Origin of the sequence: Rhizobium quercicola, from assembly GCF_021168455.1 — a bacterium.
In the GTDB taxonomy this organism is placed as follows: Bacteria; Pseudomonadota; Alphaproteobacteria; order Rhizobiales; family Rhizobiaceae; genus Ferranicluibacter; species Ferranicluibacter quercicola.
Window position 1 is genome coordinate 29,520 of sequence record NZ_JAJOZR010000006.1, and the last position, 23,258, is coordinate 52,777.

Consider the following 23,258-nt stretch of genomic DNA (forward strand, 5'->3'; position numbering starts at 1 on the left):
AAGAGCTTCTCCGAGATGGCGTTTGGATCGAAGCGGATGCTAGCCTACTCGCTCGACATGTGGGGCTTCAACGAGTCGACGCGAGGATTATTCTTGAATTAGGGGTCAATTGTTGATCCGCGCGCGGCCGTCACTCACTACGGCCTATCTATATTGAAATGGATTGACTCCGCACGATGAGCGAATAACTGCGTGGACCTCGGCTAATTCGTATCGATGTGAGATCCACGCGTCGTGCTCGCACATCTTGCGCTGGCCACGGGATCGTCCTTGGCCTAGGAAATACCGATGCCAGAACAGGACGACGTTATTCATCCGGAGGCGGCCGTTGCTCCGGGTTATCTTGCCAACCACGCTGCCCGCGTGTTCAACCGGTTGGTCGATACGGCGCTGCGACCATACGGGCTTTCCTTGGCTCTGATCGGTCCTATCATGCTTCTGTCCTGGAAGGGACCGATGCTTCAGCGCGACCTTGTCCGTGCCTCGGCCGTCAAGCAGCCGGCGATGGTGGCGCTCCTCGACAAGCTGGAAGCGATGACGCTGATCTCCCGGTCGCCGTCCTCAACCGATCGAAGGGCGGCGCTGGTGGAATTGACGAGCCAAGGTCAGGAGGCGGCCTTGCGTGGGCGCGACGCATTGTTGGCTGCCAATGCCAAAGGTCTGGAAGGCTTTTCGCCCGAAGAGGCGGCGTCGATGGTTCAGCTCTTCCAACGCCTCATCGACAATTTCGAGCGATAGCGAGCGGAACAAATATATCAAGAGTGATGTTCTTTAGGAAAAGGAGATCACCTCATGCCCCCTCGCATCCTCATCACCGGCGCAAGCGTCGCCGGCAACACGGCCGCATGGTGGCTAGGCCACTACGGCTTCGACGTGACCGTCGTCGAACGCGCGCCCGCGTTTCGAGACGGCGGCCAGAACATCGACATCCGAGGCGTCGGCCGGGAGGTGCTGCGCCGGATGGGGCTGGAGCAGACGGCACTCGATCGCGGGACAGGGGAAGAGGGCACCGTCTGGATCGACGAGCAGGGCGCAGACGTCGCGAGGTTCATCACCGAAGACCTCGGGAGCGATGGCCCGACGGCGGAGATGGAAATCCTGCGGGGCGATCTCGCACGCCTTCTGTACGAGCCCGCGCGCAACCGGGCGACGTTTCGCTTCGGCGATCGTGTCGCTGGCATCGAGGAGGGCGCGGAAGCGGTTTCGGTCACTTTCTCCAGCGGACAGATCGAACGCTATGATGCGATCGTCATTGCCGAGGGCGTAGGCTCATCGACCCGCGAGCTTGTTTTTCCACAGGAAAACGATCCGCGATGGATGGACCTCACGATCGCCTATTTCACCATCCCGCGGCAGGCCGACGACGACCGGATGTGGCGCTGGTACAACGCGACGGATGGACGAAGCATCTCGCTGCGTCCGGACAGGCATGGAACGACGCGCGCCATGCTGTCGCTCCAGCAGCCACCGAATGGCGAGCAGGACTGGAGCGTCGAGCAGCAGAAGGCCTATATGCGCCAGCGTTTCACGGATGCCGGCTGGCAGGCGCAAAGAGTGCTGGCCGCCATGGACGACACGGACGACTTCTACTTCGACGTTTTGCGCCAGGTGCGCATGAAGCGATGGTCGAAGGGGCGCGTCGTGCTCACCGGCGACGCCGCGTGGTGCGCAACACCCCTTGCGGGCATCGGCGCGACACTCGCCGTGACGGGCGGCTATGTCCTTGCCAGCGAGCTGCAGCGGAGCAGCGATATCGGGCAAGCCTTCTCGGCCTATGAGGACGCGATGCGGCCGATGGTCGAGAAAGGGCAGGGCGTCCCGAAGATTGCACCCCGCATGATGAACCCCCACAGCCGGCTTGGCATCAACCTTTTGCACAACGCCCTCAACATTGCGAGCAAGCCAATCATCCGCGGCCTTGCCACCAAACTGTTCGCCAGCGAACCGGACGGACCGGATCTTTCACACTACGACGCGTCAAGCCCATCATCAGGGAATTAGCGACTTCGCCCGTTCCATAAGGTTGTATCGAGATTGACAGTCGAGCGCCTATCTCGCTCCCGAGGTTGGCGCGCTCTTTGGCACCAATTGTTGCAAGAATTCATGCCCAATCAAGCCTGCCTTCCCTGTCATGCGAATTGCGGATTATCAGCGCACGCGTCCATATCCGTACCGGACACGTGTCTGGCAATTGTCACTGATCCGCAGCTTCAGTGCAGCCTGCTCACCGCGTTTCGACATGTAGACGTAAAGCGACGATTGATCTTCAGCACTGCACTTGCCCGGCGGGTGGATATGTTCGAGTCTGAACGGACCTTGTCAGAAATCGAACGCTTCCGGGCAGGCTTCAGAACTTTTTTGACAGCACATCCGGAAGCATGGCCGTCCAGTGACACTTCCGCAACGATCCGCTTCAGCTTTGCCTCCTCCTCTTCCACCTGGCGCAACCGCTCATCTCGTAGGGCATGTGACCTGCTTATTTCTTGCGTCAGATGTGGGACGTTGCGGCCGAAAAGCCTTCCTTCCGGCAGACCTTCCCAATTGGCAAGCCGTAACAACATCGGCGGTTCGAATTCACCGCGTCCCTCCCGGCGCGCAGGAATGCGCGAGACTCCATAGGAGTCAGCCGTCTTCGACTATAGTGTTCAGAATTAACGGTTTGCCAGTTCAATGCCGTCGGGGAGGCATTTTGCGCTGACGGAAGACCCCAGTCAGGCATCCCTCTGCTGATCGCCACTCTCGGCCAACCTGGAAAACTCCGATGTCGTTTCTGCCCCGTTTTCCAGGTCGTCGAAATAGGCCTCGAAATACTGGCGCATGAGGATCGCGGTCATCGACGGGCTGCGCTGAGGATCGATGATGAGGGAGAGGGTGAGCGGTGGCAGGCCGCGATCGCTGAGAGGCAGATAGGCTAGACCGTCGTCCCGTCGGGCCTGTGCGCCCTGTGACAGCGCGATCAGGCCGAACCCAACACATTCTCGAACCATCGACCGCATGAGGTCAAGGCTATTGGTCGTCAGCACGGGCTGGAGCCGCGTTCCGGTCCGGGCGGCGGCGACATCGACGGCATCGCGAAGATGCGTGCTGGCATCGGGTATGATGGTCGGATTCTGAAAGAACGCCTCAAGCGAGAGCGTCGTCTCTGCTGCGGAGACCGTGCCTGCCGGTACAACAGCATGCAGGTGAAAGGGAGCAGAGCGGGTTACGGTCACGCCCGGCAGCGGCTGAGGGCTGAACGTCAGCCCGAAATCGGCAAGCCCGTCCAGGACAAGTTTACGAACCTGATCGGAGTCTGCAACGAGCACAGTGTTGCGGATACGCGGATGGTCGCGCATAAACCGGGCTATTGCGCCCGGCAGGAAATCGAAGACGGCTTCCTGCGAAACGGCGATCTTGACCTCGCCGCGGCGCAGGCCTTTCAGCTGCTCGATTTCGAACGTGATGCGGGAGAAATCCTTGCGCCATCCCCTGACGCCATGAATGAGGATCTCGCCTGCCGCAGTCAGGCGCATGCCGCGCGGCAGGCGTTCAAAAAGGGCCACGCCCAATTCCTCCTCCGCGCGGATCAACTGTTTGTCGATGGCGGAAGCGGACACGTTCAGTTCCGCTGCCGCTTTCCGGATGGATCCGAGACGCGCGATCGCCTCGAGATACTGGGCGAAGCGGGAGAAGAGCAGCCTGCTCATGAGAGATCGACGGCCCTGTGTTGAGAAAAAGGAAACGCACCGGACAGATCTTGATGTTTGTAAAAGTCACGCTGTCGATTGTCTATAGAGGCTTGCCGATGAAGGACCCACATGATCCCGAGCGCACCTCAGACCTTTAGCGTGGACATTGCAGGCAAGACGTTTGACCTGCCGATCATCGCGCTCAGTGATCGGCGTGCGATAGCGCTGCTCATGGTGATCGATATGGGCATAGGCTTCGGCGATCTCGTCGGCGATGCGATGGCGGCTCGGTTTGCCGCGCTGAAGCCCGATATTGTGGTGGGCAGCGCGACGCTCGGCATTCCCGTGGCCATCGAGGTGTCGCGCCGTCTCGGGCTGGACCAGTATGTCATTCTGCAGAAATCGCCGAAATTCCACCTCGCAGAAGCGCTGATCGAGGACGTGAGGTCCATCACCACGGGCGGCTCCCAGCGGCTCCTGCTCGACAGGCGCTCCATCGCGCTCCTGCAGGGCAAGCGCGTGCTGGTCGTTGATGACGTTGTTGCGACCGGCTCCAGCATGGCCGCGGCGATCCGGCTGGTGCGACGCGCCGGGGCCGAGGTGGTGGGTGCCGGCGCGATCCTGGCCGAGGGACGCGCCTGGCGCGACGCACTGGGCCGGGATGCCGACCTCGTGACCACGCTCGGTCAGATCCCGCAGTTCGATATCGTCGACGGCATCGCCATACCGGATGACGCAGCGGAAGGTTCGGCTCGAACAGGCGCCAGCCGCGCGTTTGATCGGGACAATCGGAACGCCGCGGGACGGTTTGCCGGCTAGAGCTTGTCAGGGGACAAAGGGACACCAGCGTTCCCGAAACGAGAAATGCAAACAAACACCGAGGGTTCTTCAGGACCGAACCGAACCTGGTCCGGACCGTCGGACAACAGACGAGCAGGCGGACGGCTCATGGGCCCAACCGCCTTTGACAGACCATCAGGGAGGTCTCCCGGGGCGGGCGCCATGCCCGAAGACTGTCTCTCTCTCAACACAAGGGGAACGATGAAAATGCAACAGACAACTCTCTCCCACAGTGAGGGCAACACCCTCTTTCCGCTCGTGCTTTCTATCGTCGCGGCTGCCGCCACCGGTGTGCTCTGGGCCTATGCCAATCCGATGCAGCTTGTGCCCGGCGTCATCCAATGGCGGATCTTCGCCTTTCTTCCGCCGCTGATCGGCATCCTGCTCGGCTGGCGCAGCGGCTTCATCTGCGGCTATCTCGGCACGATCGTCTGGTCGCTTCTCGCCGGCACGTTCATTCCCGCCCATTCGCTGATCGTCGACGGCATCATGGTCGGCCTGACGGGCCTTGTTCCGGGCGTCCTGTTCGATCCGGCAAAGACGACTTTCGACCGCACGGTTCTGGTCAAGATCGCGCTCGCCTGCCTGGCCGTTGGCATTGTCATGGTCGCCGCCGTGTCCGCAAGCCTTGCCTATCTCGGCATTTTTCCGTTCTGGTGGGCTTTCGGCTATATCGGCCTGTCCGACATCGTGCCCATGGTCATCGGCACGCCCCTGCTGATCGTCCCGGCCATGAAGATCCTCAAGAGCGCCCACCCCGTGGGCTTCAAGCGCTTCTGAGACCAACCGGAAAGATCCCGTGCTCAAAATGACCAGCCTTCGTCTCGGTTTCGGCGGTCCCGATCCTGTGATCGCCGAGGCGGACTGCCATCTGCAGGAAGGCCAGCGGCTCCTGATCTGTGGCGAGGCCGGCAGCGGCAAGACGACGTTTCTTGCCGCTGCCGCCGGCCTTATCCCGCGCCTGCTGCCGATCCCCGACCATGCGGGCGAGGTCACGCTGATGGGCCGCCCGATGGCGTCCTTCGACAAGACCGAGCTTTTTTCCACCATCGCCTTCGTCTCGCAGAACATCGACGACCAACTCTGGGATCTCTGCGTGGAGGATGTCATCGCCTTCCCGCTGGAAAACCGGGGCGTCGGGAAACTGGCGATTCGCGAGCGGTTGCGCACGCTGATCGCGGCCTTCGAGATCGAGGCCCTGTGCGGGCGCCGGGTGCTAACGCTGTCCGGCGGCGAGCGGCGCATGGTGGCGATTGCCGCGGCCCTTGCCGCAAGCCCCTTGATTCTGGTCATGGACGAACCGACCACCGGCCTCGACCCGGCAGCGCGGGCGCGGCTCGCGGCACTTCTGCAAACGGTCGCGACGTCCGTCTCGTGCCTCATGGTCGCCGAGCAGGATGCTCTGGCCCTCCTGTCGGTGGTTGACCGTATTGCACTTCTGTCCGATCGCCACCTGTCGCGCCCCGTCCCCGCCGCCGACCTGGTTTCAATCGATAGCCCCTGGCGGAATGCTGGCCTCCTGCCGCCGCGGCGGCCACGCTCCGTGCGTCCGCCCGCTATCCTCGGGCGGCCCCTGCTGGAGGTGCGCGGCCTGACCACGCGGCTCGCACGGCCCGGCGGCCAGCCGGTTCTCGAGGGGGTAGATGTCGAGATCCGCGCCGGCGAGGTTTTGGCCCTGATCGGGCGCAACGGCGCGGGCAAAACCACCCTCTTCAAGGCGATCCTCGGCCTTGAGAAGACCGCGGCCGGCACACTCGTTCTCGACGGAGCGGGCGCCAACAGGTGGACGGTTGCTGCCCGGGCGCGCAGGATCGCCTATATCCCCCAGAACATGCGGCATATCCTGTTCAACATGACGGTGACCGGCGAGGTGATCTTCGCCATCACGGCTGCAAGCGCCACCTCGACCGATCCCGACATTCTCGCGCGGGCCGCAGCAGCGCTTGATCGCTACGGCCTGTCGGCCTTTGCCGAGGCCAACCCGTTCGTTCTATCGGCCCGCCAGCAGGCGCTGCTCGGCCTTGCCTGCGCGGATGCGGCCGGCGCGCTGATCGCCATCATCGACGAACCTCTCCTGGCCCGCGACCTCAAAGGCCGTCGCATGCTCGACCTCTTCATCGCCACCCTGCAGGAAAGTGGCCGATCCGTCATGCTGATCTCGCACGATCTTGAACTGGTGGACGATGTGGCGACCCGCATGATGATCCTCGACGACGGCGCGATCGTCTTTGACGGTGCGCTGGACGAAGGCTGGGAGAGCGCGACCTTCCGCCGGCTCGGCTGGCCGGCACCCTATCGCCAGATGGCCGGAGAGATCGGATGAGCCGGCTGCACGAGATCAATTTCTTTATCAAGCTCAGCTTTGCTTTTGCCGTAATGCTGGTGGCCTGGCTGGTACCCGGCTGGCGCTTCGGCGTGCCGCTCGCGCTCCTGACGATCGCCTTCCTGTGGCTTGCCGGCGTGCCTGGCCTGCGCGGCTACATCAAGGGCGCGCTGCTGCTGTCGGGCATGGTTGTCGTCAGTTGGCTGGTGAACCTGTGGCTGCAGGGCGCAACGACGGCCGCAGCCCTGCCGATCGCTGCCGGCATGGCTGCGCGTCTGGTGACGACCACGGCTGCCTTCTTCTTCGTCATGGAAACCAGCACGCCCGGCTCGATCCTTGCGGCGTCAAGCGCTGCGCGCCTGCCGCCGGTCGTCACGCTCGTGCTGTCGCTGACCTTCGGCATTATCCCCATGCTGCGCGACGACTTCGAGCGCATCGCCGATGCCCAGCGTGCGCGGGGCATGGAGATCGACGATGTGGCCCTGGCGACGAAACTGCGGTTTGCGCTGGCGCGGGGCATTCCGCTTCTCGTTCAGGCCATTCGCATGGCGCACGCCATTTCCTTTTCGCTCGCCATTTACGGGTTCGACCTCAAACAAAAACGAACCACATGGCGCACCGTCGGCCTCATGGTCGAACCTCGCATGAACATGAAGGACAACGCCGATGACAGATAACCCCGCAGACGCAAAAACCGATCCGGCAACGGGACAAAGCTGGTGCGTTGACGTCGCCGGCTGGCCTATCGATCTGCCGATCGTGGCGATCAAGCCGGACTTTGCCATTTCGCTGATGATGGTGATCGATCTCGGTGTCAGATTCGGCGCGCATGTCGGACAGGCTCTGGCCGCCAAACTCAAGGCGCTGGAGCCCGACATCATCGTTGGCGCCGCGACGCTCGGCATTCCGGTTGCGATCGACGTCACCCGTGCTCTTGGCCTCGACGCCTATGTGATCCTGCAGAAATCGCCGAAACTCCATCTGGCGAACGCGCTGGAACAGCGGATTTCATCGATCACCTCCAAGGGCGAGCAGCGCCTTCTCCTCGACCGTGCGGCGGTTCCGCTGTTGAAGGGCAAGCGCGTCGTCGTCGTTGATGACGTCATCGCATCCGGTTCCAGCATGAAAGGCTCGCTGGACCTCGTGCGCAAGGCAGGCGCCGAGGTGGTCGGCATCGGCGTCATCCTAACGGAGGCGACGGAGTGGAAGCCGATGCTGGGCGCCGACGAACACCTTGTCCACAGCCTTGCCCATATCCCCCAGTTTTCACCCGACCGGGACGGCACCTGGAAGCCGAGGGCCGGGACATGACGTCCGGGGCGTTGTCATCGCCGGCGAGAGCCGATGGGAGATGTCGAGAAAGCGCTGAACCCAGCACGAGAAGGGCCCGCAGCAGATCTGCGGCTGTGGGCACGGCTCTTGGTGGCATGAGGCGGCGCCCAGGATGGTCTGGACGCTGATCTGCCGCCATACAACGATTGCGCGAAGACCCCAAAAACGCGTCCGCCTAAGACCGATCGTCCAGAATCCGTTGTCCTTCGGCTCGATCAGCTCTTCAGTCAAGCTCACCAGCGCAGCCAGAACCGGCCCATCAGACCACCAAGCGCCGTGCAGAGCCCGATACCGAGCGTGTACCAGAGGGCAACGAAGGGGAGGCCGTTTTCGATGCAGCCCCAGCTGTAGGTCCAGGCGCCGAGCGCACCGGCGGCAAGGCCGGCCAGGGTGCCGGCAAGGGTGGGGGCGGTGGGGGCGCTTCTGCGCAGGAACCAGAAGGTCGCGGCCATGAGGGGCGCACCGGTCGCAAGGATGATCAGCGGGCAGTAGAGAGCGGACACGCCCATGACGAGGCGGCGGCTCTCTTCCGGCGAGGCGGCCTGCCGCAGCTGCAGGACGGCGAGCGCGACCAGCAGCGCATAGACGATCGCCACCTCGAGCACGCTGCCGAGCGGCCGTCCGCCGGGCCGCGCGACGACGAGCAGCGCCCCGAGGCCGATGAGGGCGAGCAGCAGCGGATAGGCGGACTTGACCCAGAAGGCGGGGACGGAGAGGGCCGCCCCGAGATCCGGCCGCAGCCCGTGGCCGAACAGAACGAAGGATGCGGAGAGCGCCATTCCCGGCAGCAGCGCGCGGGCAAGGAGGCTTGCAAGCGCGTGCCTGCGCACCGGCCGGAGATCCCGCACGAGGTCCTCGATCAGGTCATTGGTCTTTGTCATGATCGCCTCTCAATCTTGCCGCCAGTGCCTTGATTCCCCGGTGAATGCCGACCTTGACCATGCTTTCGGACCGGCCCGCATGCCGCGCGGCCTCGGTGATCGATCGGCCGTCGAGCCGCACCTGCCGGATCGCCTCGGCCTGCCAGGCGGGAAGACCGGCCAGCAGCCGCCGAATGTCCATCTGCGCCGACACCGCATCCTCGCGATAGCCATCCGCCATCTCGTCCACCGCCTGCAGCCCGACATGGCCGCGACCGCCCGTCCTGCGGTGATGATCCACCAGCTTGTGGCGGGCGATGGTGAAGAACCAGGCCGTGAATGGCCGGTCGCGATCATAGGTGATGCGGCGCTGGTGCAGCGCAAGCAGCGTCTCCTGCACCAGATCGTCCACCTCGCTTCTGTCCGACCGTCCGAGGCGCCGTCCGTAGTAGCGCTCCAGAAGGTGCCGGAGCACGTCGAGCAGGCAGCGATAGGCCGCCTCGTCCCCGTCGAGGGACAAGAGCATCAGCACCTTCAGCTCGGACTCGGTTACATCTGGCATGTCTCTGGAAGACTCATACGGGAAGACCTCGAAACGGTTACAGCGCTTCCGGAAAAAAGCGAGCGAATTCCCGGCACGATCACGTCCGCGTGATGGCTGTAACCGGATCGGCCTCCCGCCCGAATGAGTGTCCCGTGAGCATCGACGCAGCCCGCGTCCGTCACCTCCAGAGGAGATCCATCATGACCCATCGCATCATCGCCGCCTCCGCCTTTCTCGGCCTTGCTCTCTCCTTGGGTGCGGCGCAGGCTCAGACCGCCACCGACGCCATGAAGAAGCCGGACGCGATGCAGACGGACAGCATGAAGGCCGACCCCATGAAGACGAATGCTATGAAGCCGGACGCCATGAAACACGACGCCATGAAGGGCACCAAGGCGGACTGCGCGCACAAGGCCGGCATGGAAAAGGACAGCATGAAGAAGGCCGACATGATGAAGGGCTGCGACGCCCTCTAGGCATCGCCGCCGCAGTGATCCTCGCCGTTCCCCGCTTCGTAGATGGTTTCATGAGCCGGGGAACGACGGTTCCGGGTCCACCTTCGCTCGCGAAGGCAGGTCCCGGAGATCGTCCCGATATCGCCGACTTCGAAGGGAACGTCATGTTCGGCTCGTCTTCCACCCCGTCCGGTCAGCGGATACTGATCCGCCGTCACAGCCTCACCGTGCGCCTGTCGCACTGGCTGAACGTGCTCGCCATGACGGTGCTGCTCGTCAGCGGCCTGCAGATCTTCAATGCGCATCCCTCGCTCTACTGGGGCCAGTACGGTGCCGACGACGACCCGGCCGTGCTCTCGCTGCAAGCCGTCGAGACAGACGGTGCGCTCAAGGGCGTGACGCGCATCGGCAGCCTCTCGCTCGACACCACGGGCGTGCTCGGCGTCTCCACTGTCGATGGCGCGCCAACGGTGCGCGGCTTTCCGGCCTGGATCACGCTTCCGAGCTATCAGGATCTCGCCACCGGGCGTCGATGGCATTTCTTCTTCGCCTGGGCCTTCGTCATCAACGGTCTCGTCTATGTCGCCCATGGCCTCGTTTCGCGGCATTTCCGGCGCGACCTCGTGCCGACCCGGGCCGAGCTGACGCCGGCCCATCTCGGACGCGAGATCGCCGACCATGCCCGGCTCCGCTTTCCCAAGGGCGAGACGGCGCGGCACTATAACGCGCTTCAAAAGCTCGCCTATCTCGCCGTCATCGTCCTCATGCTTCCGGGCATGATCCTGACCGGGCTGACCATGTCGCCGGGCTTCAACGCCTTTGCCCCGTGGCTGCTCGATCTCTTCGGCGGCCGGCAGTCGGCCCGCACGCTGCACTTCATCTTCGCCACTTCGCTCGTCGCCTTCGTCATCGTCCATATCGCGATGGTGCTGGCCTCCGGCGTCGTCAACACCATGCGCTCGATGATCACCGGCCGTTACGCGATCCGCACGGAACCATCGCCGGCCGCTTCATTGACGGCATCGGAGATCGCGCCATGACCCGTCTTCTGACCCGCCGCCGGTTCCTCATCGGCTCGACGCTCACCGCCTCGGCGCTTGGCCTCACCGGTTGCGACGGGCTTGCGGAGGATGGCACCGTCCAGTCCGTCATCCGCATGGCCGAGCGCCTGACGATGGGAACGCAGCGCCTTCTCATAGGCGACACGGCCCTTGCCCGCGAGTTCCGCCCGGAGGATCTCTCGCCGACCTTCCGCGCCAATGGCACCACCATGCCGGACGGCGCCGAATATCAGGCGCTGCTCGCCGGCGGCTTCACGCAGTGGCAGCTGCAGATCGGCGGTCTGGTCGAGCATCCCGCAAGCCTGTCGCTTGCCGCCCTGAAGGCGATGCCGGCGCGCACGCAGATCACCCGGCACGATTGCGTCGAGGGCTGGAGCGCGATCGGACAGTGGACCGGCGTGCCGCTCGGCGCGGTGCTGAAGGCTGCGGGCCTGAAGAAGGAGGCCCGCTACATCGTGCTCCACTGCGCCGACGAATACGAAAAGACGCTCGATGGCAGCGGCTGGTATTATGAGAGCATCGACCTCGTCGATGCCTTCCACCCCCAGACCCTGCTTGCCTACGCCATGAACGGCCGCGATCTCGAGGTGGCGCACGGCGCGCCGCTGCGGCTGAGGGTCGAGCGGCAGCTCGGCTACAAGCAGGCGAAATATCTCATGCGCATCGAGGCCGTCGCCGATCTCGCGGCGTTTTATGGCGGCAATGGCGGCTTCTGGGAGGATCGCGGCTACGAATGGTATGCCGGGATCTGACGGACCTTGATGTTTTTGTTTTCGGTCGTCTTTTCGGCATGTCGGGTTCCTTTTGTCCCGCAGAGACGCCCGGCGAAACCGGCGACCAACCCCCGCATGCGCCGGACTTGACGACAGGGGATGAACAAGGAATGACACATGGCCTATTTTTCGAACATCGGCACGGCTGCCCTGACTGGCGTCGCCCTCGCGGCCCTGCTCGGCACGGCCGTCCAGGCGGCTGACCAGATCCGGGTGCGCGGCACCGTGGAAAGCCTTGACGGCAACACGCTGTCGGTCAAGACCCGCGAGGGGACCGACGCGAAGATCCTGCTGAAGGACGGCTGGAAGGTCTCGAGCGTCGCCAAGGCCTCGATCGACGATATCAAGACCGGGGACTTCGTCGGCATCGCCTCGCTGCCGACGGCCGAGGGCGGCGACGGCGCGCTGGAAGTGTTGATCTTCCCGGCGGCCATGAAGGGCACGGGCGAGGGAAGCTATGCCTGGGACCTGAAGCCCAACAGCTCCATGACCAACGCCACCGTCGCCAATGCCGTCAAGGCGGTGGACGGCCAGACGGTGACGGTGACCTACAAGGGCAAGGAAAAGAAGATCTCCATTCCCGCGGGCACGCCGGTCGTCACCTTCGCGCCGGCCGTGGAGGCGGACCTGAAGAGCGGCGCCACCGTCTTCGTCCCCTCCGAAAAAGCCGCCGACGGCACGATCTCCAGCAGCCGCGTGGTCGTCGGCACCAACGGCGTTCAGCCGCCGATGTAGCAGGAAGAACTGAACCCGCTGCGAGCGGCGATCCGCTCGCAGCGGGTTATGGGAGATCGCTGATAGCGTTGAGGTCAGTCTCTGCGTTCAGCCGGGCAGCCTGCGGCATTTCGTTCGAGGCGATGATGATGAACGCGCGGAATATCTAACGACTGCAAGGAAGCGGCGCACTTAAGAGCCACTTTGTGATTATGCAAGATCCACCTTCTACAGTATGTCCCTAAAGAAAATGCAAGACGTTTGGAAAGAGCTACTGCGAGTCGCGAGGGGAAGTTTCCCTTAGGCTGCTCCGGCGGATAATTAGCCCCGGCTTGACGTCTATTGCCATTGTGCCGGTCGCCCCATCGAGGAGATCGAGGATAAGGCTGCCTGTGCGCAGGCCGATCTCGCGCGCATGGGCGTCGATCGTCGTCAGCGTGGGTACGCACATGCCGGCGATTTCGTAGTTGCCAAAACCTCCGATGGCGATCTGGTCCGGGACGACGATGCCGCGTCGGTGGCATTCCGTGAGCGCTCCGAACGCAGAGAGGTCCGAAACGCAGATCACGGCGTCGGTGTCGGGGTGATCGTGCAAAAGCCGCGCCATGGCATCTGCACCCTCGCGCATGGAAATCGGCGGTGCGCCCGCTGCGATGAGGCAGGGGTCATCGTGCCCATGGGATCTCATCGCAGTGAGGAAGCCGCGCCGCCTGTCGCTGCCGCGTGTATCCCGTCCCGCATCGCCCCCGATAAAGGCGATCCGTCTATAGCCGACCGCAACGAAATGATCGACCATGGCACGCACGGCGTCGGCGTTCGAAAACCCGATATAGTGGTCGATCGGCTGGTCCGGGACGTCCCATGTCTCGACCACCGGGATCCGCGCATTTTCCAGCAGGCGGCGCGCGCGCGCCGTATGGTGTCCGCCCGTGACCACGATCGCCTGGGGATTGCGCCGCAGAAGTTGCTCGATCAGCTGCTCTTCGACGTCCACGTCGTAATTCGTATAGCCGAGCAGGGTCTGCATGTTTCGGCCAGAGAGGATCTCGGACAGGCCCGCAACCGTATCGGCGAAGTTCGCGTTGTTGATCGAGGGAATTGTCACCGCGACGAAGTCCGTCCTCTGCGAACGCAGGTTCGATGCCGCCGCATGAAAGATGTAACCGAGCTCCTCGGCAGCCTCCAGAATGGCGCTGCGGGTTTCCGGGCTGATGACGCTATCGGCCTTCAGCGCGCGCGAGACCGTCATGGCGGACACGCCGGCCTTGCGGGCGACGTCGCTCATCGTCGGCGATTTTCGATTGGGTTTCATGGAGGGGACTTATCGTCAGAGTTACGATTCTCTAGCGCACTCCATCGCGTTTCCGTGCCAGGCGCAAGGGTGCGGCCGGGACGAAACGGGCTGAAGACATGCCAGTCTCTCCTCGATCGTCTCCGGCAACGGCAAATCACGGCCGAAGGTCAGGGCCACCTCGTCGGCGCCGGGTTGTTCCAGCGTGGCGAACGAGCTCTCGAGCAGGGAGGCCCGGCATGATGTGCCCGCGACCTTTCCCTCATTCGGGAGGAGATCAGCTCCATGAAACCTGCGAGATGGACGAAGACGAGGCCGTCGTGAACCCGGTTGCGGATGCGGTCCCGATACGATCGCTTCAACGCCGAACGGTCGATGACGGTCGTGCCCGCGCCTGTCCCGAGCCTGTTGCCGTCGAAAAATCGTCCGTCCAGCGCAGCGCTGACCGTCAATTTGTCGCAGCCGGAAACGCCGATGACCACGATCTTGCAGATCGGTTTCACGTCAGAGCGAGGCGGTGATGCCGCCATCCACGTACAGGATATGGCCGTTGACGAAGGAGGACGCATCGGACGCAAGAAAGATGCAGGCGCCGACCAGTTCCTCGACCTTTCCCCAGCGGCCGGCCGGTGTGCGCTTTTCCAGCCATGTCGAAAACGCCTCGTCGGCAACCAGAGCTGCGTTCAGCGGCGTGTCGAAATAGCCGGGTGCGATGGCGTTGCATTGCAGGCCATGCTTCGCCCAGTCTGTCGCCATGCCTTTCGTCAGATTGCCGACGGCACCTTTGGTCGCGGTGTACGGCGCGATGCCGGGGCGGGCGAGTGCCGTCTGGACGCTCGCGATGTTGATGATTTTGCCGGCACCCCGCGCGATCATGTGGCGGGCAACGGCCTGGCCGACGTTGAAGACGCTCGACACGTTGGTGCGCAGCAGCCTCTCGAAAGCGTCGGCCGGGAACTCTTCCAGCGGCGTGCGATACTGCATGCCGGCATTGTTGACGAGGATATCGATTGCGCCGACATCGGCCTCGAACCGATCCACCGCCAGGCGCGCCGCCGGATGATCGGTGGCGTCGAAAGCGAGATGATCGACCGGCGTTTCGAATTGAGCGGCCGCTGCCGCAAGCTTCTCCGCATCGCGCCCGTTCAAGACGATGCGCGCACCGGCAGCCTGCAGGCCGCGGGCAAGCGCAAGACCGATCCCCTGCGACGATCCGGTGATCAGAGCCCGTTTCCCAGATAGGTCGAACAGCCGCACCGACATGATTCTCTCCTGATGTCTCTCGACAACGTCTTCTTTCTACGGTTATGTTATCGATAACATAACCTGTCAAGCCATTTCCGCAACATGCGGGCCCCGAGCGCAAAAGCCCCGAACGCGAGAGCCATGATGACAAAACCGCAGATCCTCCAGGTCGGTCCCTATCCGGAATGGGACGAGACGCCTCTCAATGCCGCGTTTGCGGTCCATCGCTATTTCGAAGCGGCCGATAAGCAGGCCTTTCTGGCCGAGATCGGGCCGGACGTCCGGGGCATCGCCACGCGTGGCGAACTGGGCGCCAGCCGCGCCATGATCGGGGCCTGCCCGAACCTCGAGGTCATCGCCGTCTATGGCGTCGGCTACGATGCCGTCGATCTCGCCGCCTGCCGGGAACGGGGCATCCGCGTGACCAACACGCCGGACGTGCTGACCAAAGACGTGGCGGATCTCGGCGTTGCCATGATGCTCTGCCAGTCGCGCGGCGTCATCGGTGCGGAAACCTGGGTGCGGAATGGAAACTGGGCCGGGCGGGGTCTTTATCCCCTGCGCCGTCGGGTCTGGGGCCGTCGTGCCGGCATTCTGGGCCTCGGCCGCATCGGCCTGGAGGTGGCGAAACGGCTGAGGGGTTTCGATATGCAGATCGCCTACAGCGGCATCCGGCCCAAGCCCGAGGCCAATGGCCTGACCTTCGTGGCAGATCCTGTCGCGCTGGCGCGGGACGTGGATTTCCTGTTCGTAACGCTGGCGGCATCCGCCGAAACGCGCCACATCGTCGGCCGCGACGTTATCGCGGCGCTCGGGGCTGACGGCATGCTGATCAACATCTCCCGTGCGTCCAACATCGACGAAAACGCCCTGCTGGACGCCCTGGAGCAGGGAACGCTCGGCTCGGCGGCACTCGACGTGTTCGAGGGCGAGCCTGCGCTCAATCCGCGCTTCCTGGCGCTCGACAACGTCCTTCTCCAGCCGCATCATGCCTCGGGCACCATCGAAACCCGCAAGGCGATGGGGCAGCTGGTTCGCGACAATCTGCAGGCGCACTTTGCCGGCGCGCCGCTTCCGACCCCGGTCCTGTGAGGTTGCCGTCATGAAAGCCATCATCGCCCATGCCGCGAAGGATCTTCGCATCGAAGAGACCGCGGACGAACAGGCCGGTCCCGGCGAGGTCCGGCTGCGGCTTGCCACCGGCGGCATCTGCGGCAGCGACCTGCATTACTATCATCACGGCGGCTTCGGTGCGGTGCGTCTGAAGCAGCCGATGATCCTCGGCCATGAGGTTTCCGCCTATGTCGAGGCTCTGCGCGAAGGCGTTGACGGGCTGGAGGTCGGAGACCTCGTCGCCGTGTCGCCATCCAGGCCGTGCCGTACGTGTCCATATTGCCAGCAAGGCCTGCAGAATCATTGCCTGAACATGCGTTTCTACGGCAGCGCCATGCCGTTTCCGCATATTCAGGGCGCCTTCCGCGAGACTCTCGTTGCGGACGCTTACCAATGCGTTCCCGCCGGCGATCTGTCGCCTGGCGAAGCGGCCATGGCGGAGCCGCTGGCGGTGGTCTTGCATGCGACGCGCCGGGCGGGAGACCTGCTCGGAAAGCGGGTGCTCGTCACCGGTTGCGGCCCGATCGGCGTCCTGTCGATCCTGGCTGCGCGGCGTGCCGGTGCCGCGGAGATCGTGGCGATCGACCTTTCCGACTTCACGCTCGCGATGGCAAAATCAGCCGGCGCCGACCGGACGATCAATACGGCACGCGAACCCGATGCGCTGGCGCCGTACGCGGCGAACAAGGGCACGTTCGACATTCTCTACGAATGCTCGGGTGCCGCACCGGCATTGCTCGGCGCCATTCCCGTCCTGCGGCCACGCGGCATCATCGTCCAGCTCGGCCTCGGCGGCGATATCACCCTGCCGATGACGGTGATTACCGCCAAGGAGCTGGACCTGCGTGGCTCGTTCCGCTTCCACGAGGAGTTTGCGACGGGCGTCGCCCTGATGCGCAAGGGCCTGATCGACGTCAAGCCGCTGATCACGCACACCGTGCGGCTCGAAGACGCGCTGTCCGCCTTCGACATCGCCTCCGACCGCAGCCGGGCGATGAAGGCGCAGATCGTGTTTTCCTGACACATGGGACCAAGGAGGAACCGGAGAAGGTCGGTTTTCTTTACCGGCTTTTCTCGGACTTGACACCCGTGCAACTCCAGTGACCCTCGGCCCCCAGCCTCTCCACGACCGAGAGAACGATGTTGCGGACCTCGATGACGGCCCGGCTGGGCGGATGGTTGACCGGCATATCGAGAACGAGCCGGCGCTGGAGGCCGGGCTTCACCAGCGTCGCGGTCGACAGACGTTCGTTCTCGTGATCGGCGTAGACGGCACCACGCCCGAGGATCGTGACGCCCAGTCCGGCGCGGATGGCGGCTTTCGTGCTCGCCACGCCTTCGATTTCGCGGATGATATTGATCTCGCGCCCGAGCATCAGCGCCTGTCGCTCGAGAAGAATACGAATCCCGTGTCTGCGTGTGGGGAGGATCAGCGGCAGGCCGAGCGCCTTTTCGATCGTCAGCGTTTCACCGGGGGCAAACTGACCGTTTGCGCCTATGGCAAACAGCACCTCGTCGAACAAGGGGATGGCAGCCGGCTTGGCAACGCCCTCCAGCGTGACGGCAAGATCGTAGAGTTTCGTATCCACCCCGACGCGCAGCGCCTGGCTGTCCCCCTCGCTGATCGTTAGTCGCACCTTGGGAAAGCGCTGCGCGCACGCTTGGATGACAGGAATGCCGAGGATCGGGCTGATCGAGCCGAGAATGCCCAGCGACACGTCGCCGCTCGGATATTTTGCCTGCTCCTTCGTCGCGACCTCCGCCTGATCGACGGCCCTCAGGATCGCCTGGGCGTGGGCCAGAAGCGTCTGGCCGGCCGCCGTCGCCGTCACGCCGCGCGGCGTCCTGTTGAGCAGCAGAACGCCGAGCTGCTCCTCCAGTGTCCGTATGTGCGAACTGAGGGCCGGCTGCGCGACACCCAGCTCGCCGGCTGCGCGGGTAAACGAGCCGAGTTCCGCGATCTTGCTGAAGTACCGCATCTTCAAAAGGTCGAGCGTCATGGTCGCGGATCCGTCCATACAGAATGAATATATCTATTATCCTCAATATATATTTGTTCGAATGTCCGGCAACGGATAAATCTCACCCTACCAGCGAGAGGATGCGCTGTTTGGGAGGATCGACATGAACATGAATCGAATTCTGGGAGCCGTTATCTTTGCTGGCGCGGTCTCTCTGTCGGTGACCGCAAAGGCTGAACTGCTTGACGATATCAAGGCAGCGGGAACCCTGAACTGCGGCGTGCTGACCAATTCGCCGCCGCTCGGCTTTCAGGATGTGAAGACCCGCGAGCCCGCCGGCTACGAAATCGAGATCTGCCAGAAGCTCGCAAAATCGCTCGGCGTGACGGCGAAGCTCACCGCCGTTTCTCCCCAGACCCGTATGGCGGAACTGACGCAGGGGCGCGTCGATATCCTGGCATCGCTGCTCAGCTACAGCAAGCAACGTGCCGAACAGGTCGATTTCAGCGGTGCCTACATCGCCGAAGACTTCAACTTCGTGGTGCTCGACAAATCGGATATCAAGACGGTGGACGATCTCGCAGGCCAGCGCATCGGCCTCGTCAAGGGCTCGGTGTTGATCCCGATCACGGAGAAGCGGCTTCCGGACGCCCGTGTTCTTTCCTTCGAGACGAGCGCGGCCTCGTTCCTCGCCCTGCAACAGGGCAAGGTAAAGGCAACCGTCTATCGCTACTCCGAAGGCAAGGCGGTCGAGCGCAATGCCGGGGCGGATATCAACAAGCTCCGTTTCCTCGACGAGCCGCTCCTGTCCATGCCGTCCGGCTTTGCGTTCCGCAAGGGATCGCCGGAACTCGTCAAGGCGACGAACGCCTTTCTCGCATCTCTGGAAACATCCGGCGAGGGGCAGGCCCTCTACGACAAGTGGCTGGGCAAGGACAGCGATCTGAAGGCGACCCGGAAATTCGAATTCGGCAAGCCGCAGGAAACCTGGTTCACCAACTGAGACATTCCCGGCAATGACGGTTCCGCGGCCTTCAGGCGCGCAACCGTCCCACAGGTCAGGACGGCGACGGTGATGCGCGTGGAAACGTGCATCCCGTGAGAGGCAGAATGGTATTCCCATGGGCTATCAGCTTGATTTCAGCAAGGTTCTTCAGGGCGAGTATTTCGATCTCATTCTGCAAGGGCTCCAGACGACGATGGTTCTCTTCGTCATTTCCTGGGTTCTGGGGCTGATCCTCGCGATCTTTCTGACAGTCGTGCGGGCCATCGAGTTCCGGCCGACGCAGTTCCTGGTCGCAGCTTTCGTCGAGTATCATCGCAACGTGCCGATCCTGATCCAGCTGTTCGTCTGGTATTTCGGCTTCGCCGTGGTGCTGCCCGATGTCGTCAACGACTACCTCAACGATGTCGGTGCCGAGATCGGTTATGCCATCGTGGCGCTGGCGCTGAACAAGGCGGCCTATATGTCGGAGGATTTCCGCAGCGGCCTTCGCTCCATCCACCCTGCGCAGATGGAAGCCGCCCGCGCCATCGGATTGACCTATCTCGGCGCCATGAAATGGGTGATCCTGCCGCAGGCATGGCGGCTGGCGCTGCCGGCCCTGCTTGGCCAGACCCTGATCCTGTTCAAAGGTACCAGCCTTGCCGCCGGTATCGGCGTGGCCGAGCTCAGCTATCAGGCACGCTATGTCGAGGAACAATCCTTTCGGATCTTCGAGGCCTATGGCGTCGTCACCGCGATCTACATGCTGATCTCGTTCGCAATCATGTGGGCCTCGTCTTTCCTGTCCACACGCTACCGGCTGAGGGTCAAGTGATGCTGGACATCCTTCAGGAATACGGCGTCCTCCTTCTCATCGGCGAATATCCGCACGGCAAGCTCGGCGGTCTGGCGATGACGCTCATCATCTCCTTCGTCAGTCTGATCGTGACGTTTCCCTGCGCCGTCCTCATCGCGCTCGCCCGAACGGGACAAAACAAGCCCCTGAAAAGACTGGCCAGCGGTTTCGTGCACTGCGTGCGCGCCATTCCGCTGCTGATTCTGATCTTCTGGGCCTATTTTGCGCTTCCCGTCGTCATTGGCATACCGATCGATGCGACCTACACGTTGATCATCGCTATCGTCATCTATCAGACAGCCTATCTCGGCGAGATCATCGCCTCGGGCCTTGAAGGCCTTCCGAAAGGACAAATGGAGGCGGCCGAAGCGCTCGGTCTCGGTTACATCCCGACGACGTTCCGCATCCTGTTGCCGCAGGCGCTGTTCAACGTCATCCCCGGCATCGTCAACCAGTTGACGACAATCATCAAGGAATCCTCGCTGGGCTCGATCATCGCCGTGCCGGAACTGTCCTATGCCATGCTCCAGGTCAACTCGAACGAGGTCACCAAGCCCCTGCAGATCTTCGGCATTCTCGCCGCCACCTATTTCGTCCTCTGCTTTGCACTGAGCCAGGCAACGGGCGTGCTGGAACGGCGTATTTCCAACCGGCGAACCGGCCGGGTCGTCGTGGAGGCCGTGGCATGATCGAGTTTCACAGCGTCTCCAAGCGCTATGGCGCGCTGCAGGTGATCCACGATATCTCGGCCGCGGTCGAGAAAGGCACGACCATCGTGCTGTGTGGTCCCTCGGGTTCGGGCAAATCCACGCTGGTGCGAACGGTCAACCGGCTGGAGCCGATCCAGTCGGGCAGGATCACGGTCGCCGGGCGCGATATCCACGCAAAGTCCGTCGATGTGAATATGTTGCGCTCCGGCATTGGCTTTGTCTTCCAGCAGTTCAACCTGTTTCCGCACCTCACGGTCGTCGACAATGTGATGCTGCCGCTGCGTCGCCTTCGCGGGCAGTCGCGCAGACAGGCGCTGCCGACGGCCATGCTCATGCTCGAGCGCGTCGGCCTTGCCGACAGGGCGCAGTCTTTGCCGGCCGATACTTCGGGCGGGCAGGCGCAGCGGGTGGCCATTGCCCGCTCGCTGATCCTCAAGCCCGAGATCCTGATCCTTGACGAGCCGACCAGTGCGCTCGACCCGGAGATGGTCGGCGAGGTGTTGAAGCTGCTGCGTGAGCTTTCCGGCGGCGGCATCACGCTGATGTGCGTCACCCATGAAATGGGCTTTGCCCGCGAGGTCGCCGACCGCATCTGGTTCCTCAAAAGCGGGCGACTGACGTTCGACGCCAGCCCCGACCTGTTCTTCTCCCAGGAAGCACATCCCGATGTGCGGGGCTTCCTCTCCTCCATCCACCGCAATCATTGAAACAGTCGAGAGATCCGATCATGATCCATATCAAGCAAATCCCGGCGCGTCCAAGCGCGGAAGACATCAAGGCGCTTTCACCCTTCTCGCCGGCAACCATTCATGAGGCACAGGGGCGTCGTGGCGCCCTGTCGTCGCGCATCAAGCCTGTCGATTACCGTATGAAACTGTGCGGACCGGCCTTTACCGTGAAAAGCGCACCGCGCGACAATGTCATGCTGCAGCTGGCGATCAATTATGCCAGCCCGGGCGACATCATCGTCGTCTCGGGCGGTGCATACGAAGAGGCCGGTTCCTTCGGCGATGTCCTCGCCAATGCCTGTCTCGCCAAGGGGATCGGCGGGCTGGTGACCGATACCGGCGTGCGGGATACGATGCAGCTGCGTGATCTCGGCTTTCCCGTTTTCTCTCTCAGCGTCTGCATCAAGGGGACGGTCAAGGAGACGTTGACAGCTGTCAACGACCCCATCATCGTCGGCGACGAACTGATCTATCCCGGCGACATCATCGTCGGCGATGCCGACGGGCTCGTGGTCGTCCGTCGTGGCGAGGCGCAGGCGGTGGCGAGGCTTTCGCGGGAGCGGGAAGAGGCCGAAGCCGGGTATATCGCGGCCTACAAGGCGGGCAGGTCGGTGATCGAGGTCAGCAATCTGGAGCCGGTGCTGAAAGCCAAGGGCTTCCGGTCGGAGATCTGATCTCAGACGACGCTGGGTATCAGGCCTCGGCGGTGGCCAATGCCGTTTCTGCCATCTGCAGGCTCCGCTTCAGCCGGCTTTCCCGCCAGACGGCAAACAGGCCGGCGGCGGCCACGATGATGCCGCCGGCGATCGTGGTGGCGACGGGCAGCTGGCCGAAGGCGAGATAGCCGATGACCACGGACCAGATCAGCGTGGAATACTCGAACGGCGCCAGCAGCGAGGCCTGCGCATGGCGAAGGCTCAACGTGATCAGGATCTGCGTCATGCCGCCGGAAATTCCGGCGGCCAGAAGCAGGCAGAGCTGCGTGGCGCTCGGCATCGTCCAGCCGAAAACCGCCGTCGCCAGGCCGATGACGGTGGTGACGAGCGAGAAATAGAGCACGATGGCGCCCGGCTGTTCGGTCCTGGCGAGATGGCGGATCTGCACAGAGGACACGGCGGAGAAGAACGCCGCCACCAGCCCCGCCGCACTGCCGAGCAGCAGGCCCATGCCGATGGCGTCGGCCTTGAAGATATCGAGATGCGGCGCCAGCATCACCAGCACGCCGGTGAAGCCGACCGCGACCGATGTCCAGCGGTAGACCCGGACGACCTCGCCCAGCAGCACGGCGGCCAGAATGACGGTGAAGAGCGGCGCGGCATAGCTGAGCGCCGTCGCGTCGGCGAGCGGCAGATAGGCGAGCGCGAGATAGCCGAAGAACATGCCGCCCGTGCCGGAGATGCTGCGGACGATGTGCCCGCTAAAATGCTTCGTGCGAGTGAGGGCCACAAGGTTTCCCTGGAGGCCGAGCCAGATGCCGAGAGGCAGAAGCGCGCCGACGGACCGGAAGAACACGACTTCCCCTGTCGGGATCTCGCCGTTCAGCCCCTTCACGCTCGCCGCCATCAAGGTCGCGCAGAGGGCGGCCAGAAGTTTGAAGAGAATGCCTTTTGCGGGATTCATCATATCCACCGTCGCCAAACCTCCCGAGCTGGCCTCCCGGTCGCCATTCACCACGAACCGCCGTCGACGGAAACCGGAAATGCGCTCCATCAAAACTTCGTCTGACCCCATCGCCCCACCGCTGATGTAGCAAGAATGGCACCCTTCGCCGCGACGGCCGGCGAGCCGGGACCTTGCAG

25 protein-coding genes are annotated in these 23,258 nt (G+C 63.3%); 18 read left to right on the forward strand and 7 right to left on the reverse strand.

All coding sequences use genetic code 11. From position 1 onward, the window contains the following. The first annotated feature begins 288 nt into the window (after positions 1 to 288). Positions 289 to 738, forward strand: a complete 450-nt coding sequence (locus LRX75_RS10235) for a MarR family winged helix-turn-helix transcriptional regulator (protein WP_231814041.1) — start codon at positions 289 to 291, stop codon at positions 736 to 738. 54 nt (positions 739 to 792) lie between these two features. Next, a complete protein-coding gene (locus tag LRX75_RS10240; RefSeq protein ID WP_231814043.1) occupies positions 793 to 2,001 on the forward strand; it encodes an FAD-dependent oxidoreductase in 1,209 nt (402 codons plus the stop codon). Positions 2,002 to 2,711: 710 nt separating this feature from the next. Here the strand turns inward: LRX75_RS10240 and LRX75_RS10245 are convergent. After that, the gene (locus LRX75_RS10245) at positions 2,712 to 3,686 is read right to left on the reverse strand and encodes a LysR family transcriptional regulator (protein WP_269456157.1); all 975 of its coding nucleotides are present in this window, start codon (positions 3,684 to 3,686) and stop codon (positions 2,712 to 2,714) included. Positions 3,687 to 3,797: 111 nt separating this feature from the next. On the opposite strand from LRX75_RS10245, the gene LRX75_RS10250 reads away from it, so the two are divergent. The 5 genes from LRX75_RS10250 (at position 3,798) to LRX75_RS10270 (ending at position 8,142) form a co-directional block, all read left to right on the forward strand. After that, entirely contained in the window at positions 3,798 to 4,487 is a 690-nt protein-coding gene (locus tag LRX75_RS10250; protein ID WP_231814047.1) for a phosphoribosyltransferase family protein, read from the forward strand. 228 nt (positions 4,488 to 4,715) lie between these two features. Then, positions 4,716 to 5,288 (forward strand): aminotriazole resistance protein, encoded by a 573-nt coding sequence (locus tag LRX75_RS10255; RefSeq protein ID WP_231814049.1) that lies wholly within the window; start codon positions 4,716 to 4,718, stop codon positions 5,286 to 5,288. Positions 5,289 to 5,316: 28 nt separating this feature from the next. Beyond that, a complete protein-coding gene (locus LRX75_RS10260; protein ID WP_231814509.1) occupies positions 5,317 to 6,831 on the forward strand; it encodes an ATP-binding cassette domain-containing protein in 1,515 nt (504 codons plus the stop codon). Further along, entirely contained in the window at positions 6,828 to 7,508 is a 681-nt protein-coding gene (locus LRX75_RS10265; RefSeq protein ID WP_231814051.1) for an energy-coupling factor transporter transmembrane component T family protein, read from the forward strand. The genes LRX75_RS10260 and LRX75_RS10265 overlap by 4 nt, the downstream gene beginning before the upstream one ends. After that, a complete protein-coding gene (locus LRX75_RS10270; protein WP_231814053.1) occupies positions 7,498 to 8,142 on the forward strand; it encodes a phosphoribosyltransferase family protein in 645 nt (214 codons plus the stop codon). Before LRX75_RS10265 ends, LRX75_RS10270 begins: the two co-directional genes overlap by 11 nt. A 254-nt stretch (positions 8,143 to 8,396) precedes the next feature. On the opposite strand, the gene LRX75_RS10275 is transcribed toward LRX75_RS10270, so the two are convergent. Together LRX75_RS10275 and LRX75_RS10280 are read right to left on the reverse strand one after the other, a co-directional pair. Then, positions 8,397 to 9,044 (reverse strand): NrsF family protein, encoded by a 648-nt coding sequence (locus LRX75_RS10275; RefSeq protein WP_231814055.1) that lies wholly within the window; start codon positions 9,042 to 9,044, stop codon positions 8,397 to 8,399. Next, entirely contained in the window at positions 9,028 to 9,585 is a 558-nt protein-coding gene (locus LRX75_RS10280; protein WP_231814057.1) for a sigma-70 family RNA polymerase sigma factor, read from the reverse strand. The genes LRX75_RS10275 and LRX75_RS10280 overlap by 17 nt, the downstream gene beginning before the upstream one ends. A gap of 182 nt (positions 9,586 to 9,767) precedes the next feature. Between LRX75_RS10280 and LRX75_RS10285 the strand changes: the two genes are divergently transcribed. The 4 genes from LRX75_RS10285 to LRX75_RS10300 all read left to right on the forward strand — a co-directional run bounded on the left by LRX75_RS10285 (position 9,768) and on the right by LRX75_RS10300 (position 12,591). Then, positions 9,768 to 10,043 (forward strand): pentapeptide MXKDX repeat protein, encoded by a 276-nt coding sequence (locus tag LRX75_RS10285; protein WP_231814059.1) that lies wholly within the window; start codon positions 9,768 to 9,770, stop codon positions 10,041 to 10,043. A gap of 143 nt (positions 10,044 to 10,186) precedes the next feature. Then, positions 10,187 to 11,062 carry a cytochrome b/b6 domain-containing protein gene (locus LRX75_RS10290; RefSeq protein WP_231814511.1) on the forward strand — a complete coding sequence of 292 codons (876 nt, stop codon included), beginning with the start codon at positions 10,187 to 10,189 and terminating at the stop codon, positions 11,060 to 11,062. Further along, positions 11,059 to 11,835: a molybdopterin-binding protein gene (locus LRX75_RS10295; protein ID WP_231814061.1), complete on the forward strand. Its 777-nt coding sequence runs from the start codon at positions 11,059 to 11,061 to the stop codon at positions 11,833 to 11,835. Before LRX75_RS10290 ends, LRX75_RS10295 begins: the two co-directional genes overlap by 4 nt. Before the next feature lie 138 nt (positions 11,836 to 11,973). Next, on the forward strand, positions 11,974 to 12,591 hold the full coding sequence (locus LRX75_RS10300; protein ID WP_231814063.1) for a hypothetical protein: 618 nt from the start codon (positions 11,974 to 11,976) through the stop codon (positions 12,589 to 12,591). A 250-nt stretch (positions 12,592 to 12,841) separates the two neighbouring features. Here the strand turns inward: LRX75_RS10300 and LRX75_RS10305 are convergent, their stop codons facing one another. Both LRX75_RS10305 and LRX75_RS10310 read right to left on the reverse strand, forming a co-directional pair. Beyond that, on the reverse strand, positions 12,842 to 13,882 hold the full coding sequence (locus tag LRX75_RS10305; protein WP_231814065.1) for a LacI family DNA-binding transcriptional regulator: 1,041 nt from the start codon (positions 13,880 to 13,882) through the stop codon (positions 12,842 to 12,844). Positions 13,883 to 14,365: 483 nt separating this feature from the next. Further along, entirely contained in the window at positions 14,366 to 15,124 is a 759-nt protein-coding gene (locus tag LRX75_RS10310; RefSeq protein WP_231814067.1) for an SDR family oxidoreductase, read from the reverse strand. 126 nt (positions 15,125 to 15,250) lie between these two features. Between LRX75_RS10310 and LRX75_RS10315 the strand changes: the two genes are divergently transcribed. Both LRX75_RS10315 and LRX75_RS10320 read left to right on the forward strand, forming a co-directional pair. Next, positions 15,251 to 16,198, forward strand: a complete 948-nt coding sequence (locus LRX75_RS10315) for a 2-hydroxyacid dehydrogenase (protein ID WP_231814513.1) — start codon at positions 15,251 to 15,253, stop codon at positions 16,196 to 16,198. Positions 16,199 to 16,208: 10 nt separating this feature from the next. Beyond that, entirely contained in the window at positions 16,209 to 17,240 is a 1,032-nt protein-coding gene (locus LRX75_RS10320; RefSeq protein ID WP_231814068.1) for an L-idonate 5-dehydrogenase, read from the forward strand. 40 nt (positions 17,241 to 17,280) lie between these two features. On the opposite strand, the gene LRX75_RS10325 is transcribed toward LRX75_RS10320, so the two are convergent. Next, a complete protein-coding gene (locus tag LRX75_RS10325; RefSeq protein WP_231814069.1) occupies positions 17,281 to 18,219 on the reverse strand; it encodes a LysR family transcriptional regulator in 939 nt (312 codons plus the stop codon). Between the two features lie 124 nt (positions 18,220 to 18,343). Between LRX75_RS10325 and LRX75_RS10330 the strand changes: the two genes are divergently transcribed. From LRX75_RS10330 to LRX75_RS10350, 5 genes are all read left to right on the forward strand, one after another. Next, positions 18,344 to 19,183 carry a transporter substrate-binding domain-containing protein gene (locus LRX75_RS10330; protein WP_231814070.1) on the forward strand — a complete coding sequence of 280 codons (840 nt, stop codon included), beginning with the start codon at positions 18,344 to 18,346 and terminating at the stop codon, positions 19,181 to 19,183. 118 nt (positions 19,184 to 19,301) lie between these two features. Continuing rightward, positions 19,302 to 20,000 (forward strand): amino acid ABC transporter permease, encoded by a 699-nt coding sequence (locus LRX75_RS10335; protein ID WP_231814072.1) that lies wholly within the window; start codon positions 19,302 to 19,304, stop codon positions 19,998 to 20,000. Beyond that, on the forward strand, positions 20,000 to 20,710 hold the full coding sequence (locus LRX75_RS10340; protein ID WP_231814074.1) for an amino acid ABC transporter permease: 711 nt from the start codon (positions 20,000 to 20,002) through the stop codon (positions 20,708 to 20,710). The genes LRX75_RS10335 and LRX75_RS10340 overlap by 1 nt, the downstream gene beginning before the upstream one ends. Next, positions 20,707 to 21,438, forward strand: coding sequence for an amino acid ABC transporter ATP-binding protein (locus LRX75_RS10345; protein ID WP_231814076.1), 732 nt, complete (start codon positions 20,707 to 20,709; stop codon positions 21,436 to 21,438). The genes LRX75_RS10340 and LRX75_RS10345 overlap by 4 nt, the downstream gene beginning before the upstream one ends. A 20-nt stretch (positions 21,439 to 21,458) precedes the next feature. Continuing rightward, a complete protein-coding gene (locus tag LRX75_RS10350; RefSeq protein WP_231814078.1) occupies positions 21,459 to 22,133 on the forward strand; it encodes a 4-carboxy-4-hydroxy-2-oxoadipate aldolase/oxaloacetate decarboxylase in 675 nt (224 codons plus the stop codon). Positions 22,134 to 22,152: 19 nt separating this feature from the next. On the opposite strand, the gene LRX75_RS10355 is transcribed toward LRX75_RS10350, so the two are convergent. Further along, the gene (locus LRX75_RS10355) at positions 22,153 to 23,082 is read right to left on the reverse strand and encodes a DMT family transporter (RefSeq protein ID WP_338110306.1); all 930 of its coding nucleotides are present in this window, start codon (positions 23,080 to 23,082) and stop codon (positions 22,153 to 22,155) included. Between the last annotated feature and the right edge of the window lie 176 nt (positions 23,083 to 23,258).

What these genes read in the sequence shown, in the direction of transcription:
- LRX75_RS10235 (WP_231814041.1), top strand. Translation starts at nt 289, where the DNA reads ATGCCAGAACAGGACGACGTTATTCATCCGGAGGCGGCCGTTGCTCCG.
- LRX75_RS10240 (WP_231814043.1), top strand. Translation starts at nt 793, where the DNA reads ATGCCCCCTCGCATCCTCATCACCGGCGCAAGCGTCGCCGGCAACACG.
- LRX75_RS10245 (WP_269456157.1), bottom strand. Translation starts at nt 3,686, where the DNA reads ATGAGCAGGCTGCTCTTCTCCCGCTTCGCCCAGTATCTCGAGGCGATC.
- LRX75_RS10250 (WP_231814047.1), top strand. Translation starts at nt 3,798, where the DNA reads ATGATCCCGAGCGCACCTCAGACCTTTAGCGTGGACATTGCAGGCAAG.
- LRX75_RS10255 (WP_231814049.1), top strand. Translation starts at nt 4,716, where the DNA reads ATGCAACAGACAACTCTCTCCCACAGTGAGGGCAACACCCTCTTTCCG.
- LRX75_RS10260 (WP_231814509.1), top strand. Translation starts at nt 5,317, where the DNA reads ATGACCAGCCTTCGTCTCGGTTTCGGCGGTCCCGATCCTGTGATCGCC.
- LRX75_RS10265 (WP_231814051.1), top strand. Translation starts at nt 6,828, where the DNA reads ATGAGCCGGCTGCACGAGATCAATTTCTTTATCAAGCTCAGCTTTGCT.
- LRX75_RS10270 (WP_231814053.1), top strand. Translation starts at nt 7,498, where the DNA reads ATGACAGATAACCCCGCAGACGCAAAAACCGATCCGGCAACGGGACAA.
- LRX75_RS10275 (WP_231814055.1), bottom strand. Translation starts at nt 9,044, where the DNA reads ATGACAAAGACCAATGACCTGATCGAGGACCTCGTGCGGGATCTCCGG.
- LRX75_RS10280 (WP_231814057.1), bottom strand. Translation starts at nt 9,585, where the DNA reads ATGCCAGATGTAACCGAGTCCGAGCTGAAGGTGCTGATGCTCTTGTCC.
- LRX75_RS10285 (WP_231814059.1), top strand. Translation starts at nt 9,768, where the DNA reads ATGACCCATCGCATCATCGCCGCCTCCGCCTTTCTCGGCCTTGCTCTC.
- LRX75_RS10290 (WP_231814511.1), top strand. Translation starts at nt 10,187, where the DNA reads ATGTTCGGCTCGTCTTCCACCCCGTCCGGTCAGCGGATACTGATCCGC.
- LRX75_RS10295 (WP_231814061.1), top strand. Translation starts at nt 11,059, where the DNA reads ATGACCCGTCTTCTGACCCGCCGCCGGTTCCTCATCGGCTCGACGCTC.
- LRX75_RS10300 (WP_231814063.1), top strand. Translation starts at nt 11,974, where the DNA reads ATGGCCTATTTTTCGAACATCGGCACGGCTGCCCTGACTGGCGTCGCC.
- LRX75_RS10305 (WP_231814065.1), bottom strand. Translation starts at nt 13,882, where the DNA reads ATGAAACCCAATCGAAAATCGCCGACGATGAGCGACGTCGCCCGCAAG.
- LRX75_RS10310 (WP_231814067.1), bottom strand. Translation starts at nt 15,124, where the DNA reads ATGTCGGTGCGGCTGTTCGACCTATCTGGGAAACGGGCTCTGATCACC.
- LRX75_RS10315 (WP_231814513.1), top strand. Translation starts at nt 15,251, where the DNA reads ATGACAAAACCGCAGATCCTCCAGGTCGGTCCCTATCCGGAATGGGAC.
- LRX75_RS10320 (WP_231814068.1), top strand. Translation starts at nt 16,209, where the DNA reads ATGAAAGCCATCATCGCCCATGCCGCGAAGGATCTTCGCATCGAAGAG.
- LRX75_RS10325 (WP_231814069.1), bottom strand. Translation starts at nt 18,219, where the DNA reads ATGACGCTCGACCTTTTGAAGATGCGGTACTTCAGCAAGATCGCGGAA.
- LRX75_RS10330 (WP_231814070.1), top strand. Translation starts at nt 18,344, where the DNA reads ATGAACATGAATCGAATTCTGGGAGCCGTTATCTTTGCTGGCGCGGTC.
- LRX75_RS10335 (WP_231814072.1), top strand. Translation starts at nt 19,302, where the DNA reads ATGGGCTATCAGCTTGATTTCAGCAAGGTTCTTCAGGGCGAGTATTTC.
- LRX75_RS10340 (WP_231814074.1), top strand. Translation starts at nt 20,000, where the DNA reads ATGCTGGACATCCTTCAGGAATACGGCGTCCTCCTTCTCATCGGCGAA.
- LRX75_RS10345 (WP_231814076.1), top strand. Translation starts at nt 20,707, where the DNA reads ATGATCGAGTTTCACAGCGTCTCCAAGCGCTATGGCGCGCTGCAGGTG.
- LRX75_RS10350 (WP_231814078.1), top strand. Translation starts at nt 21,459, where the DNA reads ATGATCCATATCAAGCAAATCCCGGCGCGTCCAAGCGCGGAAGACATC.
- LRX75_RS10355 (WP_338110306.1), bottom strand. Translation starts at nt 23,082, where the DNA reads ATGATGAATCCCGCAAAAGGCATTCTCTTCAAACTTCTGGCCGCCCTC.